Origin of the sequence: Undibacterium sp. Ji22W, from assembly GCF_049340305.1 — a bacterium.
Lineage (GTDB): Bacteria > Pseudomonadota > Gammaproteobacteria > Burkholderiales > Burkholderiaceae_D > Undibacterium.
This window is the reverse complement of sequence record NZ_JBMPOU010000002.1, coordinates 1164943-1184686: the sequence shown is the minus strand read 5'-3', so window position 1 is coordinate 1184686 and position 19744 is coordinate 1164943. Positions and strand designations below refer to the sequence as shown.

Annotated in this window: 12 protein-coding genes; 5 read left to right on the top strand and 7 right to left on the bottom strand. The window is 48.3% G+C overall.

Translation table 11 applies throughout. The features are described from left to right. Positions 1-129: 129 nt before the first annotated feature. The 6 genes from ACO0KW_RS11840 to ACO0KW_RS11815 form a co-directional block, all read right to left on the bottom strand. Positions 130-4896: an NAD-glutamate dehydrogenase gene (locus ACO0KW_RS11840; RefSeq protein WP_423053278.1), complete on the bottom strand. Its 4767-nt coding sequence runs from the start codon at positions 4894-4896 to the stop codon at positions 130-132. Between the two features lie 725 nt (positions 4897-5621). Next, positions 5622-8750: a TonB-dependent receptor gene (locus ACO0KW_RS11835; RefSeq protein WP_423053277.1), complete on the bottom strand. Its 3129-nt coding sequence runs from the start codon at positions 8748-8750 to the stop codon at positions 5622-5624. A gap of 38 nt (positions 8751-8788) precedes the next feature. Beyond that, positions 8789-8977, bottom strand: a complete 189-nt coding sequence (locus tag ACO0KW_RS11830; RefSeq protein ID WP_423053276.1) for a hypothetical protein — start codon at positions 8975-8977, stop codon at positions 8789-8791. 619 nt (positions 8978-9596) lie between these two features. Beyond that, the gene (locus tag ACO0KW_RS11825) at positions 9597-10385 is read right to left on the bottom strand and encodes a LytR/AlgR family response regulator transcription factor (RefSeq protein WP_423053275.1); all 789 of its coding nucleotides are present in this window, start codon (positions 10383-10385) and stop codon (positions 9597-9599) included. A gap of 36 nt (positions 10386-10421) precedes the next feature. Further along, a complete protein-coding gene (locus ACO0KW_RS11820) occupies positions 10422-11567 on the bottom strand; it encodes a sensor histidine kinase (protein WP_423053274.1) in 1146 nt (381 codons plus the stop codon). Next, positions 11560-12705: a histidine kinase gene (locus tag ACO0KW_RS11815; protein ID WP_423053273.1), complete on the bottom strand. Its 1146-nt coding sequence runs from the start codon at positions 12703-12705 to the stop codon at positions 11560-11562. The genes ACO0KW_RS11820 and ACO0KW_RS11815 overlap by 8 nt, the downstream gene beginning before the upstream one ends. A gap of 419 nt (positions 12706-13124) precedes the next feature. On the opposite strand from ACO0KW_RS11815, the gene ACO0KW_RS11810 reads away from it, so the two are divergent. The 5 genes from ACO0KW_RS11810 to ACO0KW_RS11790 all read left to right on the top strand — a co-directional run bounded on the left by ACO0KW_RS11810 (position 13125) and on the right by ACO0KW_RS11790 (position 17741). Next, entirely contained in the window at positions 13125-13346 is a 222-nt protein-coding gene (locus ACO0KW_RS11810) for a hypothetical protein (protein WP_423053272.1), read from the top strand. A 593-nt stretch (positions 13347-13939) separates the two neighbouring features. Next, positions 13940-14248 carry a hypothetical protein gene (locus ACO0KW_RS11805; protein ID WP_423053271.1) on the top strand — a complete coding sequence of 103 codons (309 nt, stop codon included), beginning with the start codon at positions 13940-13942 and terminating at the stop codon, positions 14246-14248. A gap of 94 nt (positions 14249-14342) precedes the next feature. Beyond that, the gene (locus ACO0KW_RS11800) at positions 14343-14756 is read left to right on the top strand and encodes a hypothetical protein (protein ID WP_423053270.1); all 414 of its coding nucleotides are present in this window, start codon (positions 14343-14345) and stop codon (positions 14754-14756) included. Positions 14757-15372: 616 nt separating this feature from the next. Then, the gene (locus ACO0KW_RS11795) at positions 15373-16164 is read left to right on the top strand and encodes a DUF4261 domain-containing protein (protein WP_423053269.1); all 792 of its coding nucleotides are present in this window, start codon (positions 15373-15375) and stop codon (positions 16162-16164) included. Between the two features lie 1178 nt (positions 16165-17342). After that, positions 17343-17741: a hypothetical protein gene (locus ACO0KW_RS11790; protein WP_423053268.1), complete on the top strand. Its 399-nt coding sequence runs from the start codon at positions 17343-17345 to the stop codon at positions 17739-17741. A gap of 440 nt (positions 17742-18181) precedes the next feature. Here the strand turns inward: ACO0KW_RS11790 and ACO0KW_RS11785 are convergent, their stop codons facing one another. Then, on the bottom strand, positions 18182-18985 hold the full coding sequence (locus tag ACO0KW_RS11785; protein ID WP_423053267.1) for a hypothetical protein: 804 nt from the start codon (positions 18983-18985) through the stop codon (positions 18182-18184). Between the last annotated feature and the right edge of the window lie 759 nt (positions 18986-19744).

The following is a 19744-nucleotide window of genomic DNA, read 5'->3' as shown; positions in this document are numbered from 1 at the left end:
GGAAAAAATGGAAGCAAATCTTGAAATACAACATCATCACACATATTTCACACTGTGAATCTTTACCAATTCACAAAAACAAAAAGGGCGAACACACAATCCGTGCTCGCCCTTCAGGACTCAACAAACTCAAGCCAAACTACGCAACTCCCGCAAAGCCACAGACACCGGCGCCAAATCCGCACCCTGCGTGGTAATCGTCGCCAACAATTGATTCAACTTCACGATCGCTGCTGTGTGTTGTTCGCGCCATGTTGCGATGTCTTCTTGGCGTGATAGCAGTGATTTGGTGACTTGGCTGGCGATGGAATACACGTCGTCGCGGGCGCTGCCGCGGGCTTGTGTTTGCCATAGCGTGTCGGTTGGCAGGCGGTTGATTTGATCGCGCCATCCGGTTAAGCCTAATTCGGCATCGACGCCAAAATAGGTGCGGGCGGTTTTTTCTAAATCACTGCCTGTGCTTTGTGCCAGATCGACTAAATCCAAGGCTGGGAAGATGAATTCCAGCGCGGCTAAGTTTTCTGCTAGGCCTGCTTCGACACCGGCTTTGACCAAGGCTGCGCTGGCTTCTTGTAAGCTGGCGTAGGCGGCGGCTGGTAACCAGGTCGCTACGTTGGCGCGGAGTTCGCGTGCGCCTGGTTGGTAGCGTTGGATCAGCGTTGGTAAGTCGGCGTTCGCAGTGCGGGCGCGTAGCATCCAACGTGAGGCGCGTTGGGCGATGGCGGTCAATTTGCTGAGCAGGTCTAACTGCAATTTAGAATCGACTTTGTAATCGAGCGCATCGATTTGATCCCACAGTGCTTCCAGATCAAAAATCTCGCGTGCCAGCGTGAAGGCGCGGATCACATCGGCAGCGGAAGCGGCGGCTTCTGAGGCGATGAAATTGACGAAAGTTGCGCCAGTGCGATTGACCACGGTGTTGGTGATAAAGGTCGCGATGATTTCACGTTTCAATTGATGATTGGCGATGGCATCGGCAAACTTCTCAGACAAAACTTGTGGGAAATAGGCTTTTAAAGCGCGGCTAAAGAATGGGTCGTCTGGCAAATTGGAGGCGACCAATTCATCAAACACGGCCATCTTGGCGTAGGCTAAGACGACGGCGTTTTCTGGTGCGGTGAGACCTTGTTTATGCGCGCGGCGACGGGCGATTTCTTCATCGGATGGGAGGAATTCAATCGCACGGTTTAAGCGGCCTTGGCGCTCTAAAGTTTGCATCAAGCGTTGTTGACCATCGAGTACATACAAAGGACGGTGGCAAGCGATGTCGAGTGCCTGGCCTTGGTAGTAGTTGTCGGTTAAGACTAAGTGGCCGACTTCATCGGTCATCGAGGCTAACAAGTCATTGCGTTGTTTGAGCGTGAGATCGCCTGCTTCGGTGATCGCGCCGACCAAGATCTTGATATTGACTTCGTGATCGGAACAATCGACACCAGCGGAGTTATCAATCGCGTCGGTATAGATGCGACCACCTTTTTGCGCGAATTCGATACGGCCGTTTTGGGTGCAACCAAGGTTACCGCCCTCTGCCAAGACTTTGCAACGCAGCTCGTTACCATTGACGCGGAAGGCATCGCTGGATTTGTCGCCGACTTGGGCGTGGGTTTCGTAGGTCGCTTTGACGTAAGTACCGATACCACCGTTGTAGAGCAAATCGACTGGCGCTTGCAAGATCGCTTTGAGCAATTCGACTGGCGTGAGCTCTTCAGTCTCTATGCCTAAGACGGCGCGTGCTTCGGGTGTCAGGCTAATCGATTTGGCACCACGTGGATAGACGCCACCGCCCTTGGAGATCAGGCTCTTGTCGTAATCTTCCCAGCTGGAGCGTGGCAGATTGAACATGCGCTGACGTTCGGCGAAGGATTTAGCGACATCCGGATTTGGGTCGATGAAAATATGGCGGTGATCGAATGCGACTAGCAATTTAATTTGTTCGGACAAGAGCATGCCGTTACCAAATACGTCACCCGACATATCGCCGATACCCGCGACCGTGAATGGTGTGGTCTGCGTGTTGTGACCGAATGAGCGGAAATGACGTTTGACCGATTCCCAAGCACCGCGTGCAGTGATGCCCATTTTTTTATGGTCGTAACCGACCGAGCCACCGGAGGCAAATGCATCACCTAACCAGAAGCCGTAATCCGCAGAGACGCCGTTGGCGATATCGGAGAAGGTTGCCGTGCCTTTGTCGGCAGCAACGACCAAGTATGGATCATCTGGATCATGACGCACGACTTTGGTCGGTGGTACGACATTGCCTTTGACGATGTTATCGGTCACGTCCAACATGCCAGACAAGAAGATCTTGTAGCACGCCACGCCTTCGGCTTGATAGGCTTCGCGGTCGCTCATTGCCGGTGGGTTTTTGAGGACGAAACCACCTTTGGAGCCGACTGGCACGATGACGGTGTTTTTAACTTGCTGCGCTTTCACCAAACCGAGAATCTCGGTACGGAAATCTTCACGACGATCTGACCAGCGCAAACCACCACGAGCGACTTTGCCGCCGCGTAAATGCACGCCTTCGACACGTGGGGAATAGACCCAGATTTCGAATAGCGGTTTTGGTTCTGGCACGCCAGGGACTTCGCGTGGATTGAGCTTGAAACTCATGTAGGATTTGAACGCGCCTGTCTCTGTGGTCTGCCACAAGTTGGTACGCAGTGTTGCTAAGATCGTTGCGATGAATTGGCGCAAGATGCGGTCTTCGTCGAGGCTGGCGACTTGGCTCATCGCGGCTTCGATTTGTTCGCGGATGTGCTTTTGTGCTGCTTCACGATCACCGACATAATCTGGTTTGAAACGTGCGCCGAATAATTCTGCGATCAATTGCGTGATGCCACAGTTTTTGTTCAATGCTGCTTCGATATAGTTTTGGCTGTAAGCGAAACCGAGTTGTTTGAAGTAACGTGAGCAAGCGCGCAAGACGCCGATAGAACGTGCGTCGAGGGCTGTGTTCAAGACTAAGCGATTCAGATCATCGCTTTCCACTTCACCGCGCCAAGCTTGGCAGAATAATTCTTCAAAGCGGGCTTTCACTGCAGTCAAATCAGTGGCGACTGGCAATTGCAAACCCAGATCATGAATCCACAATTCGCTGTCGCCATCGGCCACGTGGTAAGGATGCTCGTCGAGCACGCGAGCGCCCATGCGTTCTAACACTGGCAGAGAGTCTGACAATGCCACTTTGGACGTGTTGTAAATCTTAAAGCGCAACAAACCTGCGACTGCGTCGAGTGGGCGATACAACTTGACCGCTAGTGGAGATGCTTTGGACAGATGCGACAAGATATCCGCATCTTCGGCACCGCCTTGCGGGGTGAAATCTTCGCGATAGGCGCTTGGGAAAGCATTGGCAAAACGATTTGCCAGATCCAGACCACGACCTTCGCCGTGCGTGCGCAAGAGCTCGGTGCTGCAATCGTCTTCCCAACGCTGGGCGAGTTTGGCGATGCGGGCTTCGAGTACGGAGACGTTCACATTGGTGCTCATCGGCGCATCGGTTTTGGCACGTACCAAATAATGGATACGCGCTAATGGGCTGTCGGTCAGCATCGGTGTGAATTCGATGGAATGCCCATCTAATGCTGCCATTAATTCGCTACTGATCTTGACGCGCAATTCGGTGTTGTAGCGGTCACGTGGTACGAATACTTGCGCGGAAGTGAAACGACCAAATGGATCACGACGCAAGAACAAACGTACACGCTGACGTTCTTGCAAACGCAAAATACCAATCGCGTGATCGGTCAGTGTTGCGGTATCGACTTGGAATAATTCATCACGTGGGTAATCATCGAGAATCGATTGCAAGGCTTTTGCTGCATGGCTCTCGGGCACGACGCCCGCTGCGCTCATGACTGCCGCTGTGCGTTGACGTACTTGTGGGATTTCGCTGACTGGTGCGGAGTAGGCTGTGGAGGTGTAGAGACCGAGGAAGCGTGATTCACCGATGACTTCACCGGCATCGTTAAAGCGTTTGACCGCGATGTAATCGAGCCAAGCTGGACGATGCACGGTGGCGCGCGTCATGGCTTTGGTGACTAAGACGGTTTCTTCGGAATCGATCAAAGCGACGACTTCTGGTGGCAAGAGCGTTTCGTTGGTTTGGACTTTGCCGCGCAAGATGCCGAGGCCGGAATCGGCTAAGGCGACTAGGCTGACTTGATTGCCACTACGTTTGAGTTCGTAATCACGCGCACCGAGGAAGGTGAAATGGCGGTCTTCTAACCAGCGCAGGAAGGCAATGCCTTCGCCATGACTTTGGTGTGTGCCTGTGAATTTTTCTGAGGCGGTGATCAGTTCTTTGACGCGGCTTAACATCGGCTGCCAATCGACCACAGCGCCACGCACGTCTGCCAAAATATGGGTCAATTCATCGACCAAAGCTTTTTGCTCGGCGGCGCTGACGATGCGGTCGCATTCGACCAAGATCAGGGATTCGACCGCATCATTGCGCCCTGCTGCTTGCGCTGCGGCGACGGTGCTGACGGTGTCAATACTGCCATCGGCATTGCGCGACACGCTCATTAAAGGATGGACAATCCAATGCGCGGTACGACCGCTGCGGTTAATCGCCATCGTGACGGAATCAACCAGGAAAGGCATATTGTCATTCACGATCTGCACGACGGTGTGATCACTGACAAAGCCATCTTCGGCCAAACTAGGATTAAACACGCGGATCTTCGGGCTATTCGCCGCACGGGGCGAATCTAATAAGCGCCAATGCGCGTTCGCCAAGGCAAACAAATTCGCCGCGCCACGCGTGGTGATTTCATCAGGATCGGTGTTTTCAAAATAAGCAGCGATGAAGCCGCCTTGACGTTTACTGGCTGTGCCAGAGTGTTCTTGGGCATATGCCATCAGTTCGGCAAAATGGGATGAGGTCATGCTTGTTCCTTACTTGTTTAAAGTTCAAGAAGTGCCAATTTGTTTTAGTTTTATCGGTTTCGCAGCAGGCGTCTTCTGGGTGAGAAGGCGTGCCACCAACCTTAGTGGAAAGTCTCTAGAAATTCCCATATTGCAAGTATCCTCCATTCGAGAAGGATTGACAAATTTGAGCGAGAAATTTCAATAGAAACCATGCCACTTTGGCGCGTGGCGCTAGTGTAGCTTTAATTGCATCTATCAGGCGGTAAGACCAGTGGGTGGAAGGACTTAGTTTGGCTTAGATCAAATTGCTGATCGGTGATTAGGTATTGCCATTGAAGTCAACATACGAATTGGTAGGGCGGGTGCAACCCGCGCTGCTCAGATGCTCAAGAGCTTGGCGGCGCGGGTTGCACCCGCCCTACGAGATCTGTTGGGGAGTTACAAACTACATTTGTCAAAAATATTGTTCTGGACAGCAGTGTGTCTACGCAGGAATGGCATACTTTACTTTTATTTCGCTGCTGCGCCTCTTAGTTCGGATTGGCTTAAGCCCGTCTTACAGCATCAAATTCCTGCAATGTCCGTCATCAAAAACCCATAAAAAAAGAGCCGCTTGCACATAATGCAAACAGCTCTCAAATGATAGCCGACACCCCCTCGGCTATCGATCACAACGACATGTCACAACTCGAACTCATTCAACCTTACAACCTCATAATTTCATGGGGTTTGGCGAAACTAACTTAAAACTTCTTGTTATATTCGACGCGCAACTTGACAGTCAATGGATCCGCATACTGACGCACGCCGCCATACGTGGAGCCTATTTTGGCGTTGGAACTGCCATAAGTTTCATTACGGGTTAGGGCAGATTGGTCATTCAAGACATTGAATACATCCACACCTAACACCATGCCTTGGAACTGCTGCGGTTTGTAGGTGAGGCTCAGATCTAAACGCTTTTCTGCTGGCATACGACCTAAAGAGCCGCGTGGCGCTGGTTTGCCATCGCAAAAACTATAGGCCGAACCGTAACCCGGGCCACCCCACTCTGCACCAATAGGATAGTTTGGATTCTCACCATGCTCGGAAACCAGATCGGTGCCACGGCAGGTTTTTGGACGACCGGATTGCAATAGCAGATTCGCAGCGATATTCCATTCAGAATTCAACTCATAGAAACCGAATGCTTTGACTTGATGGGTACGATCATTCGGCAAAACCCCGTTGGCGAAGGTCATGAACTCAGGAAAATCCCAATTGGCTGTCACGGCAACGTCGAGCTGGCCTGTATCAGAATTGGTTTGACCTTCCATATTGCCCTTGCTACGTGACCAGGTGTAGTTGAATTTACCGTACCAAGAATTGCTCAAAGGATGCTCGGCGAACATATCAATCGCGGCATATTTGCGCTCAGCTTTTGGATAGCCCATTTCTTTTGCACTAAAAGTCACCCAACGGCCGTTGCCAGTGGCATCGCCTTGATCATTATGGCTTTCTACCCAGATCGTCGATGCTTCACCCGGATTGAAGATCCAGCATGAAAGATAGTCGCGCGCAGCGCCATCTTGTTTGAGACCCGCTTTTTTGGAGTAATCAGCGATCAAACGCGTGTCGCAAGTATCATCGATGCCCGCACCGAGATTACGGTAAGTGAACTTCAAGCCCAAATTCAAACTTGGGTTCACCGCCTTTTCAAAACCCAAAGTCATTTCATCTTGGAAGTTAGGCTTGAGATCACGCGATGCAATCGAGCGCGGATCTTTGCGGGTACCAGATTCACCGTCAGGGGATGAAGCGACGTTAATCGCTTTCAAACCGGTAGGCTGCCCCTTGCTATCGATGCCAGTGTAAGTGAAATCTTGGTTCATAAAAGTAGAACGACTGGCTGCACGGGCGGCTACTTGGGTTGGCAATTGCAAGAAGTAACGACCGGCACTACCAAATACTTTCAAACTTGAATCACCATTGACGTCCCAAGACGCCGACAAACGCGGTGCAAGTTGGTTTTTCATACTGATAAATTTCTCGCCATCACCGTTAGAATTGCTGTACTGATCATTCCGCAAACCAGCGACCAGCAAGAGATTTTTTGTGGCTTGATAGCGATCTTCCAGATACTGCGCAGATTGTGTGGCTTTGGCTCCAGTCAAGCTATCGAAAATAAATTCGTTCACATAATAGCCCTGGGTACCGTAGCCGCCATAATTGGCCACAATCGCCTGACGACCATTCGAGACTTCTGCTGGCTTAGTCGGATCACCATCGACTTTGAGATAAGTCCAGGTACCATTTCCAGAGCTCTTCACACCCGCCATGCCAGATTCAATCGCATTGCGATCCAGACCCGCACGCAAAGTATGCGCCCCTATTTTGTATTCAAGATCGAGACGTAAAGAATCTAACTGATCTTCACCCGGACGGCTCAAACTTCCAGCGTAGCGATTCGCATTGACACTATACAAACCGAGTTTGTTTAAATCAGGCTGGCGTCCGTCGACGGTTGAAGTCACGGTATGGATACTGCTATTGTTTGGATCGCTACCGTAGTACGTCACGCCGCGTGGTGCTTTCAAACGCCCACCCATCGCCGTCAAGGTTAAATCTTGCGTCAATTGACCTGTGTACTTCAGCATATTGGTTTGCGCACCAGCGCCGAGTGCGGCAGGATTGGTCGCCGTGGTTTCGGTGAACTTGACGTTGTTATGGGTATCGCTGACTTTGTCGTAGCCATAAGTCCCCACCACTGACTTGGTTTTGTCGCCGATCGAAGTCAATTCCAGACGATGATCATCGGTGATATTCCAATCAATTTTGGTCAAAAAGCGCACCGTCTCGCTATTGGTTTTTGCCCAGCCATTGTCCTTTAAAGAATTGCTGGAAACCAAATCGCCGTTGACTTGCCCGGTATAGCTATCGACTTTTTCTACCGCACCGAACACGAATAATTTATCCGCAATGAGTGGGCCGCCCAAAGTCAGGCCGTATTGCTTAACACTATCTTCACGTGAAGACGTACGAAAGCGAATTTTGCCATCCGGTGCCGTGACAGTGCCGTTATATGGATAGTAAATATCCGCACGTTTAGCACGTAAAGAATTCGGGCTGATGCTAAAAGTAGCGCCGGCTTCCCAATTATTGGTACCGTTCTTGGTCGTCATATTCATGACGCCACCGATAGAACGACCAAACTCTGCACCAAAGCCACCCGTGATGACGGAAGTTTGTTGTACTGCGCCCCAAGGCAATGCAGTGGAACCTGTTTGTGACAAAGGATTGGTGACCGGAAAACCATTCACGTAGTAAGAGTTTTCAGACACACCACCACCGCCGAAGCTAGCGACATTGCCATACGCGGCATCGCCTTTCGTCGTATTCGGTGCTAACAGAGCGACCGCGGTTAAGTTGTTTTGTATCGGCAAACGTCCCAGATCTTTGGCGGTAAAAATCGCGCCATTATTCGTGTTCGATACGTCGATACGGGACCGGACGGCAGACACGGTGACGGTTTGCGTTACGGCACTCAAGAACGAAGCCTCAATACCTTGGCCGATAATCACGTCGAGCTCTTGTGTGTTCGCGACTTTGCCGTCTCTTAACAAGTCAACTTTGTAGTGTCCTGGTGGTAAGGCAGTCGCCGTGTAGCGGCCTTCCGCATCCAAAGTAATCAGGCGTTTTAAGCCGGTATCGGTGTTTTGTAATGCGACCGAAGCCCCGGCTGCGCCATCGACTTTGCCGTAAATGGTAGCGCTGGCGTTCGATTGTGCATAGGCGATTTGCATACCGCCTATCGACGTCAGCGTGACGCCGAATGCCACCACTAAAGCGTGTGCTAATAAAGTTTTTTTAAAGCGATGCGTCTGGTTCTGCATATTTTTCCTTGATGTGCAATTGATGTGCTTTAGATGTATTAATAACGGGTGTGACAGGTGTGTTTGCTGGAAGTATTTTTAAGCAGCGCTTGCAGCAAAGCCTGATGCTGCAAAATGTCTGCCTTGGCACTGCGCTTGTCGGAAGAGGAATTTCTGGCCGCCATACCTTCGGAGCTGGATTGAAAAGAAACCCGCGTCAAGCCGCCGCTACGTCTTTTTTTGTACATACATAGTCCTGTAAAAAATCAGTGGAGCTGAAGTTTTATATTGACAAAATCACGCGTTTTTCATCACGAGGTTTTTTCAATTATCAAACTTCAACGTCATCCAGCGATGAGAACTTTGGCATAGGGATTTTCATCGCACCAGCTTGGCGGGATGAACATCAATAACTTTGGGAGAGTATTTTTCGAGCTGGGATAAAACGAAAAAACGGGGGGATGAAGTGTAAGAATTTGTGGTGTTTTTGCACGGAGGTTTAGCTAACATCGACTCAACAAAATCGCTTCTAGGAAATCGAGAAATTCTAAGTAGCAAAAACTATTTCTGCTGTCTTACCGAGCTTGATTCCATAGGTACTAATTGACATAAAGCTTGTCATGTATCAACTTCCCTCCCGTTCAAGGCATAGGTATCTACATAAGTCGAATGAACAGCAAATTTGATTCACCGTCACTCCTGCGTAGGCAGGAGTCCAGCGTCTTTTGTTGATCAATGGTCGCCCCTGGATTCCTGCCTACGCGGGAATGACGAGTCTTGCTTTTACTTTTACTTTGCGCTCTCCTCGCACTACAGAAAAACTTGTGTAGATAACGATGCCTTCAAGGGGGCGGAGAAAAACTTGCCTTATCGCGCTAAGATCTGCTTCACTTCTTTGATATGACTATCACTCACCCTGACCGTATCACCGTTGCTCAGCAAAACCACATACGCACCGTCGTGCGAAATTTCTAAAGTGCGAATCGCGTCGGTGCGCACCAAGGCGGTTCTGTGCAAGCGTAAAAACTGCGTTTTTGGCAGGCGTTGTTCCATCGCTGAGATGGTAGTCCTGTGCAAAATCACGCGATCGACTAAATGCAATTCCACATAATTGGCCGCCGCACTTAACCAAATAATTTCATGAATGTCGATACGTTCTATCTTACCGACAGAGCGCACCGCAACGTGACTTAGACTTGGTGTGGCTGCACCGGATTTCTCCGCATCTTTCTCTAAGAAATAATCCTGCATCACCGCACTTTGCGCTAATTGTTGCTTGGTCTGTAGGGCATGTTTGGCGCGTGCCAACATCGCGGCAAAGCGTTCGTCATCAAAAGGCTTGAGTAAATAGTCGAGTGCAAAAATTTCAAATGCACTGACCGCATGTTTGTTGTAAGCCGTGATAAAGACGATCAAAGGTGGCTGCGGATATTGGATCAATTCGCGTGCAAAATCCAAGCCGGATTGGGTCGGCATTTCTATATCGAGTAAGACCAAGTCGATCGCTTCGTTTTGCAAAATCAAGCGGGCTTGTGCCGTGGAATGACAACTGGCGACCAGCATCCATTCTGAATGATCGGCTAAGACGTATTGCATATTGGTCAGAGCTGGCAGCTCATCATCGACCATCATGACTTTATATTTTTTGGTGTCCATTTGCTTGTCCATTTTTGTCCGCTTTTGTCATTCCACTTAGACGCTATGGGGTGTCAACGACGCCTGATCAAATTGACGACATTGAGGAATACTGATCTCGGCAACAAATTCACTTTCGGTCTGTGTCGTCACCAAACTCGCTTGTCCCCGGTACAGTATCTGCAAGCGTTCACGCGTGGAGGCAATACCTAAACCGTGTCCACTGCCGGACTTGGCAGGAGCAAACACCGCATTACGAATACGGAAAAGCGTTTTGCCATCAACCATACTCAGTTCTATCTCAATGCGGCATTGCTCATGGTGCGTTTCTACCCCGTGATGTATTGCATTTTCGACCGAGGGTTGCAGCAGTAAAGGCGGACAAGGTACCGCCTGCCAATCTCTATCTTCCACATGCCAGACGATTTGCATGCGGTCACCAAAGCGTAGTAATTGCATATTCAGATAGTCACGCACAAATTGCAATTCATCAGCCACGCTCAGCCATTCATGTTTACTCGAATCGAGCACGTAGCGCAATAAGGCATTGAGTTGGTTTAAGGCGGTGCCGGCTAATTTTCGGTCTGCACCACGGACTAGTGCGCTAATGCTATTGAGTGCATTGAATAAGAAATGCGGCTTGAGCTGCCCTTGCAAGAGTTGCAGGCGCAATTCCATACTTTCATTTTGCGTAGAGATTAGTTCCAGTTCCCGTGCCACCGTGCGCTGCCACGCAGCAAAACCCGCTTGCAAAAAATAGGAGAACAAAATCAAGAACAAATCGATCCACAAAATAAAGGCCGAGGATTTTTTCAATTCAGATAAAAAGAGTGACAATGGTTGATCCGCGAACAGCAGAGTAATCATCACCTTATTCGCGGTCAGCAATGGCAACCCTAAAACGACGATCAATAAGGCGCTCAGAAACATGTAGCGTGGCTTCATCATTTGATCTGGTTTGAGCCACATGGCTAAGGCGAGCAGGCAATTTCCCAAAGACAGCGGCGAAAAAATCAGTAAGTATTGCATTAGTATCGACGCTTTGGATTGCGTCAGCGTACTCGCTTCGGCATCCAGAAAAACGGCCAATACATGAAACAACGCAATGCAAGTCCACAGGCTAAACGAGAGCGCACAAACCACGAGCAGCGATTGGTAGCTGCGAGTCTCGCGTGTGGATATTGAGCTACTTGCGTTAAGCATCACTGAGCTCCGACAAAGGAAAATCTACTGTTATTCCATGGGCGAACGTCTCGGAAGCGGTGTAGCGCACAAAGCGAATCGCGGCGTCTTTGCCTTGCAATAGGGCGATACGTTGCTGCGCCGCCTGCAGTTCGTCCGTCACGGTTGGGAGCTGATTGGCGTCGCCGCTGAAATCCAACGCCAGGTGTAAAACATTCCGCACAATACCAGCCTGAACACGGAGATGCCCACTCGCATGTTGCAACTGCGCTTGCATATTGCGTACCGCGTAATCGAACAAGGGATACAGTAGCAAAGGCGGAATTTGATGCGCCGACCAATCACGCTCTTCCAAGGCCCATTCAACTTGCAATCGGTCAGCGAAACCTAGATTTTGTAGGCTCAAGTAATCTTTTGAAAAACGAATCTCACTATCAATACTTATTTCGGTCTCTTGCGAAGACTCTAAGACATAACGTAATAGATCACTCAGTCGGGCTAAGGCGCGTGTGGCCGTCGGCCCTTCTGCATTGATCAGTAAATTTTCAATTCCCTCCAGCGAGCTGAACAAAAAATAGGGTTCAAGATGCGAGCGCAATTGCAGTAATTTCAGCGCGAGTATGTCTTGCCGTGATTGACTGGCGATCATCAATTGCTGACGGCTACGTTGCCAATAGCTGACAGCCACATGCGCTGAAAGCGTGAACAAGAGAACCATCACGTCGACCCAAATTTGCATGGGCGACAGGATTTGCATAAGCTCGTCCCAACTCGGTGCATGCTTATTGATACGAAACGCGAGAAATGCATGTTCATACAGAATATGCACCGGCAAAAATGCCAGCACCAGCACAGCAAAAATCTTCAGCGCCAACTGCCATCGAATACCGTTTCGCAAGGTAGAAAAATACAGCATCAAACCCGTACTCAGTAAAGGCCAAGGCAATAAGACCACAAAGAATTTGGACAACTGTCGTTGAATGTTGACCGGCACGCCCACATTGCGCAAATCATAAAGATTCGCAAACGTCGCCAGAAATAGCAAGGCAGTCCACAACAACCAGACAAGCGCAATCGACCGCCACAAACTCCTGGTAGAGCAAGCGGTATCTGGAACAGTGATCAATTTAGCGTGGTCGAAGCTAGCCAGCATGGGCATAAAGACTGAGTACGAGGAGAAAGTTACAGCTTGCCACGACTTAGGGATAAAAGCATCTGCCTTGGGATCAAGTGAGAGAAATTGGGGACGGATTGAGGCTACAAGACGAGTGACTTGATTTGGTGCGGATCAATTTTCTGCTGTGACACAAAACGCGACGTACGATTGTCGATGTGCTTAATGGCTAACATCGCGGTCGAGAACTTCATATTGTTTGCTTGACGCGGTGAGATGACTTGATAGAATGACACCTTTTATTGAACGTCGCTTTTGAAAAAATTTTTAGTACCTTGAAATCTGTCGCATTTTTCTAAGAGTGAGTATTCATGCGTGTTTCGAAAGATTTAAGGAAAAGTGTTATGCGTCACGTTAAATTGTTATGCGACATTGTGTCGCCTATATCTAGTTAAATATCAAAAATGAGAGATCCGGCTCGAATAGACGACATTGTTGAATTGCTTAGCGAAGTTTGGCGCCATGAGCCAGATTTACGGCTCGGGCAATTAGTATTTAATGCTGCACGAATACGTTCTCCAAATATCGATGATGTGTTTTCAATTGAAGATGGTGATCTTAAAAAAGGGCTGATTCGCTATCTCGAAATAGTGAAGAATAAAGGAATGGCCGATGACACCGCCTGATGCAAGTAATCGAATGCATTCATCTGTAGCGGGCCAAATGACGTCCAGCCTGATATTTAACAAATCGTTCGAGACGAGCGCGCGAGATTGCTTTACCTCGATTTATATTTCCGAGGCGCGCGCCTCTCAACTCAATCGTTAAAGAGCTATGCCGTCCATTTCGATTAGAAAGCCCGAAGATGTATTGGTTGGTTTGACCGCCGACCGCTGGAGCAATGCACCGGTGTTCGCGAACATTCCCACTTATTGGTGCGCACATTGCGATGACATTACGCAGTTCAATCTTAAAGTTAAAGAACCTCCTCAATTCACTTTCGCTATTCGCAAAGCGATGGATCAAGAGAGCGGACCAGCCGTTCCATATGAGATTAATTACTGTGATTTCTGCTGCAGAATATGTGGGCAACCAGTGCGCGTGAAGTACGAAGAGCACGAATTCGCCATGTCCTCTTATCGTTATCTTCCAAAAGTCGTGTACTTATATGAGTCAGCTCTTTAACAGGACGGTCGGCGGGGAATCGCCGATGGCAATTTCTCTATTTATTAATTTTATGGTGGCGGCGATCCCGGCACCTCTGCGTTAAATTTAAAAAATGACCTCGACGGTATTTCCTAAGCTCCACTTTCGCGAACCTTTCGAGGATCTCGTTGCGTTTGAAGTGCCGTATAAGGGGTGGTACAACGGTGTGACTGTTGAATTAGAAGATGGGCGGAAATACCCGCTTTTCTTCTACGATCCAATTCGGTTGGCGCAGGATCTAGAGGCGGAAGTAGCACAAGGTTTGCCATTTGTCGCGGAACCGTTCATGATCGTGGTTCCCGAGATCACTGAAGCGGCGATACGCACTGCGATTTTTCTTCTACATAAACGAGGTTGGTTTAATGAGCACAATCCAATTTAACTCGACGCTCGACTGCGAATCGCAAATGACGATAGCTTTCTTATTTAATCCGCTGGCGGCGATCTCGTCAGCTCAGCGTTAGGCCGCAGGCGTCATGCGAATCCCAAGCAGTGTCGCTAAGGCCGTGCTCGTTGGAGCACTTTTCAGTACTTCGATGACGGCGAAGGCCGCAGAAGTAGTGATCACGGCGCGCCTCATCTCAATCGAACCGCAGGCAGGATGCGGGTATCTTCACGTCGGCAGCCTAGCCAAGTACCTAGTTCTTGCAGGGCCACAAAACCTTGTGTCGACTGAAATTGAAGTCTTCGTCCCTTGCGCTGAAATGCCGCGGATCATGTATTCGCCTGATGCGGGCGACCTGCAAAGATTCGAGGTCGGTGCGACACATGATTTGACGCTCTCGCGGAAGAACGATTCCGGAGCGACCTTGACGTTGCAGCAGAATCATTCGGGTATTTACTTCCTTCGTGCGGCGTCATCGAACGTGGAGCGGACGCGTGATAGATAAAGTGCCAAGTTCTCACGTCGGCGTGCACGCCGCTCAGCTCAACCGTTGCGGCCAACGAAAATGAGGATATTAGTACTTCTGATTTTGGGCGTGATTGCAAGTCCCGTTTTTGCTGGAGGAGACTATGTAATCGGAAAATTAACTCGATTTAGTGAATCGAAGGGAAAATTCTCGTTTCATTTTATTCAGTCAGATAGCCGAGTTGAATTGTTACAGGGTTGTCGAGAATTTGACGTGGCCGTTGATTATGAGCGCGTACCTAGCGATTCTTGGATACCATTTGTAAAAACTACTCATCCTACATATGAACAGAACACGAAAGCATCTCTATTTCTGTTGAAAGCATATATGAAAAAAACGCGAAGTATTTTTCGGCTACATGGGTTCTGGGCTAGTCGAAATGAAGGGAAAGGAAAAGTGTTCTTTTGCAAGCCGTGGCTTATTGCTAGATGGAGATGAAAAAATGCAATATGTTCTTTCGTTTTATCACACAGTATGATCATCGCTAACAGGATGGTCGAGCAGACTCGTCGTGATGGAGCGTGGTACTCAATAATTGTGTGTGCGGCCATCCGCTCACCGTTGCGTTATGCATCAATGTAACTCATAGGAAAATATGCCTTTAGCACTATCATTTATTCTTCTCAGTGAACAAGCTGAGCCGTCTGAGTCCGACATTCAAGACTTTGTTGCCACGAATTGGCCAGATCTCCCAGCCGTTAATAATTTTTCTGCCAGTGAAGGATCTATTGCGTTCGATATCGGTGGTTCACAAGTAGCTTTGGGAATTATGCCAGCGCCATTTCCTTGGTCAGATCTCGAAGGACCATGTGCGACCAGCATATTGTGGAAAGATGCAGAAATTGCCGTTAAGGCACATAAGGCGCATATTATTGTTACCGTTAAAGGTGAGCTAGAACCGATCGAATTATCAAAGATTCTGACGCAAGTTACTGCCGCGACAATACATGCTACCGCTACAGCATTGGGAGTTTACTGGGGCAATGCAACATTGTTGATACCAAAGGCGATTTTCAATGACTTTGCCGTTGAAATTCTTCCAAATGAACCGCCACTCCATATTTGGGTTGATTTTCGAGTTGGCAGCAATGAAAACGGACTTACATCAGGTTTCACGACAGGCATGGATGCCCTAGGTCATATGGAGTTCGAAACTGATAATTGCCCAGAAACACCAGGTGAACTAAGAGAACGTTTTTTAACGCTATGTAGTTACGTGATTGAAAATGGACCTGTGATTCGTGACGGAAATACAGTCGGTGCAAACGCAGAAGAAAAGATTCATGTCGTTTATTCCAAATCAAAATTTGGATGCAAAGGGAAGGTTATGCGGCTAGTCTACGAAACATCACAATCAAAAAAATTTAAATGGAAATTTTGGTCGTGAATGCATAACTGGACGTTCGAGGATGAAGCCGTGATATTGTTTTACTATTAAGTGAGCAGCGTCGTGCGGCTTACCTCAATTTAACTTTAAATGCCATGTTGAGAATTGCTACATTAATTTTCTTTTTATTCTCATCCGAAGCAGCGCTATGTTGTGGCTGCTCGAAGCCGCAGGTTCCTGAAGCAGTGAAATCTTATGCGCACATATTTGAAGGTCAAGTAGTCGCAATAACATTCACAAATAGCAGTGATGGAAAGAACGCTCCTTTGGTCGTGGCGACGGTCGAATTTCACGTGCGTAGAAGAATAGCGGGTCCAATGGCGGAAACGATTCAAGTACAATTTGGGGGATCTACTTCGTGCGACCTTGAAGAACCTCAATTTATGGTTGGACAGACTTGGTTGATCTCTGATCACCACGTCTATTTGGAACGGGAAAACCATGGAATTGCTGATCACAAAAAATGGAAGCCCAGTGGTACTTTCCATGCAAATTATTGTAGCTTGCGAAAGCTGATAGCGTCTGAGACAAAGTCAGAATTGTATTTGACATGACACTCGATTCGGAAACTACGCACTTTGCCATGTCGGAATCCGTATTTTTTTCAACCGTCTGCTTTTCGGATGCCGCACATTGTGCGCAGTTCCGATCAGCTTAACCTTAAATATCACAGATGCGCCAACTACTGCCATTTTTCTTCGTTACTATTTTCACGTCGATGGATGCTGCGGCCTCGTGCCACCCAAGTTTTTATTCATTCCTTCATCGATTTGAAGTCAATCCAAGCCTGCAGTTATCACAGACTAAATTCCCATTGATTTATCGCAGTATTGATCATGACGACGAATACCTTAAAATGCAGGAGGTGCTGGTTCGGAAACATGAAGTCGATAAGTTCGAGCGATTTCCTTCAATAGTCGAGCAACGAAAACTGAAAGTTTCAAAGAAATTCAAATCTACAAAAATTAATCAGTGTTCTGTCTTGTTCAATGTGCCAGATTCAGATATCTACGCTTTTGAATTTAAGTTCAAACGTCTCGCTAAAGGTTGGATGCTCATTGAAATTAGGGATAATTCATTGTGATATTTAACTGGACGATCGGTAGAGAATCGCAAATGAAAATTTCCGCTCTATTTTATCCACGAAGGCTATCCCTTCATCTCGGCGTTAGCTGTCTATGAAAGCTATCAATGGATTAGTTTTACTTGCAATAGCTGGTTGCCTTGCAGCCTTTGTCTGGGTCAGCGCACGCGAGAAGATGTGGGACTTAGAGCACGCACCACTGGGAAGTGAGAGTGCGCAAGCTTCTCCCGGTCTATATGTAGCCCAAGTTCGTTCGCTCTCCGAGGGAGACTCGGCAGCACCCTACGGCCAAGGAGTATTCTTGCGTCACCGACAGATGCCACGTTGGTCAACTTCCACTCTTGTATTTGCCGGCTATTGCAAACCCGAGATGAAAGTAGCTTGGGTGTCTGCGCATAAGCTTGCCGTTAAGTGCACGATCGCTGAGGGTAATCCCAAGTTGTTGCCAGCGCCCGCAAATATCGTTGTCACAGTCAACGCTGGCGGCAGCTGACAATTCATTCAAGCCGAACCCGCTTTGCCAGTCGGCTCAATTAAGGCGTCAAAGTAATGAAATTCCTAAAACTAATCGTCATAACGCTTATTTTCTACATGGCTTCATTCTCTGCCGTGTATTGGCATTGTCATTCTCCGAAGGGTTGGGAGTACTCATCTGTTCGGGCGTTAGATTTAGCGACCTTTAGATTTTATTGGCCAATTTATGTGATTGGTCGCAACGTGGATGTTGTTCTCCCACATTGGCTAGATCCTGTTTATGATTATTCTCGCATGCAATATCAGTAAACTAGCCATGTAGACCGGATGCAACCTGCGTTGAGGAACGCTTAAGAATTATCAAACCTTGATTGTGCCGTGTTAGATAAATCCTAGTGAATGCATCAGGTACGTTTCGACCACGGCGCAGGTCACACTCGCCCTACATCGCGGAGCACATCAAAAACCGATATTGATTGTCGCCAAATTAGGTTTGCGCAAATTGACGCTAGGCTCGTCGTAAATAATCTCAATCATAGTGTCGTCACTGTAGGTTTGATCGTGAACTGGCAGGACAAAACTATATTTACCTGCGTTGAGTGGCAGATTTATGCGACGATCGGCGAGCACGAGCGCGACACTCTGCGCACCAAGATAAGGGGTGGGAATACTGACAGTCAATTTGCCAGAGCGACAAAAACCACCTATCGCGTTGAGGAACATTCTGAACACAAACGGCGCGCCGTCTTTTTCCATGGCCCATTCCATTTCACAGGCTAATCTCAGGTCGCCTAGGCGCAATTGATCGCTCGGCAATCCTGGCGTACGAATTGCGGGCTGCCAGCGGTATAGTTTTTTCTTTCGATTGAGCATCAGATCGGCATCGTCAGCATCTGCCTGCGCATCGCGCGGTAACACAAAATAGCCACCTTCAGTCAAAGGAATGGCGAGCGAACTATGGTCGGACTTTACATGTAGGGTCAGACCTTCCATCGACAGCCCCTGGGCTCTTGGTCTGACGACAAATTTCGCCTCGGCCAATGGTGCTTTGGCATGAAAGCGATCAAATGCATCCAATCCTTTGAGCATAGACCGATAGGATTTCCACTCGGGGTTTTTCGTATTACTAATTTCAATTGATTGCTCGGCATTTTGTTCGACGGTCGAGGACGCTGACTCCGCGACCACAGGTTTACTCGAGGCAGCGACTTCCTGCGCCCGCGTCACATTGCTACCGAACGCCAGGCTAAGACTAGCAATCAAAAAAACATTCGAGCTGGCATAGTATGATCCAATCATCCAAAAGAAACCGATTCTAAACTATTGACATAGGCCACACGGAAATGAATAGTTGGTATCGTCACAGGCTACGCATTGAAGGCTAACCCAGTACCCTCACTAGGTTTCCTATAAAAATCAAACCTTCAAATCTCTCTGCGTAGTTTCAATCAAATTTCAGGCAGTCTAAAATGAGGACGTTTCGCTTCAGGCAGAAATGAAATAGCCCGCCGGATAGAATGACTATCTTAGATGAACGGCACTTTTGTAAAATGTCAGTAGCATGCATGCTGTCATGCGTTTCTAACCGTCTATAATCATGCTGCTTTCTAGAGATGTGATGCGAGGTGCTTTGCATCACCCTAAATCATTTTGCGACATAATGTCGCCGATTCTAATCATGTGTGACTGCCGATATGTTCGTTGATTTCAATAAATTACATGCGTTTTGCGGATGGCATGAAGAAGCAGTCAAAGCGAGCAACAAATGTGGCTGCTTTCACTGTATGAACATATTCAGTACCGCTGAGATTGAAGAATGGATTGAAGAACCAGAAGACTGTCCGCGTGGAGCAGGAAAAACTGCCATTTGCCCGAAATGCGGTATCGATGCAGTTCTTCCAGACTCAGTTGATTGTCCCATTACATTAACGTTGTTAAAGGCGATGAATGAAATATACTTTTAGTCCACAGTCGTTTGCGATTACACAGAGCTCGACTCTCACGCTACACGTGAGTCAGCCT

Bases quoted from the DNA above. Each gene is read 5' to 3' on its own strand.
- ACO0KW_RS11830 (WP_423053276.1), bottom strand. From the start codon at position 8,977: ATGTACAAAAAAAGACGTAGCGGCGGCTTGACGCGGGTTTCTTTTCAA.
- ACO0KW_RS11825 (WP_423053275.1), bottom strand. From the start codon at position 10,385: ATGGACACCAAAAAATATAAAGTCATGATGGTCGATGATGAGCTGCCA.
- ACO0KW_RS11815 (WP_423053273.1), bottom strand. From the start codon at position 12,705: ATGCCCATGCTGGCTAGCTTCGACCACGCTAAATTGATCACTGTTCCA.
- ACO0KW_RS11800 (WP_423053270.1), top strand. From the start codon at position 14,343: ATGCGAATCCCAAGCAGTGTCGCTAAGGCCGTGCTCGTTGGAGCACTT.
- ACO0KW_RS11795 (WP_423053269.1), top strand. From the start codon at position 15,373: ATGCCTTTAGCACTATCATTTATTCTTCTCAGTGAACAAGCTGAGCCG.
- ACO0KW_RS11810 (WP_423053272.1), top strand. From the start codon at position 13,125: ATGAGAGATCCGGCTCGAATAGACGACATTGTTGAATTGCTTAGCGAA.
- ACO0KW_RS11840 (WP_423053278.1), bottom strand. From the start codon at position 4,896: ATGACCTCATCCCATTTTGCCGAACTGATGGCATATGCCCAAGAACAC.
- ACO0KW_RS11835 (WP_423053277.1), bottom strand. From the start codon at position 8,750: ATGCAGAACCAGACGCATCGCTTTAAAAAAACTTTATTAGCACACGCT.
- ACO0KW_RS11790 (WP_423053268.1), top strand. From the start codon at position 17,343: ATGAAAGCTATCAATGGATTAGTTTTACTTGCAATAGCTGGTTGCCTT.
- ACO0KW_RS11820 (WP_423053274.1), bottom strand. From the start codon at position 11,567: ATGCTTAACGCAAGTAGCTCAATATCCACACGCGAGACTCGCAGCTAC.
- ACO0KW_RS11805 (WP_423053271.1), top strand. From the start codon at position 13,940: ATGACCTCGACGGTATTTCCTAAGCTCCACTTTCGCGAACCTTTCGAG.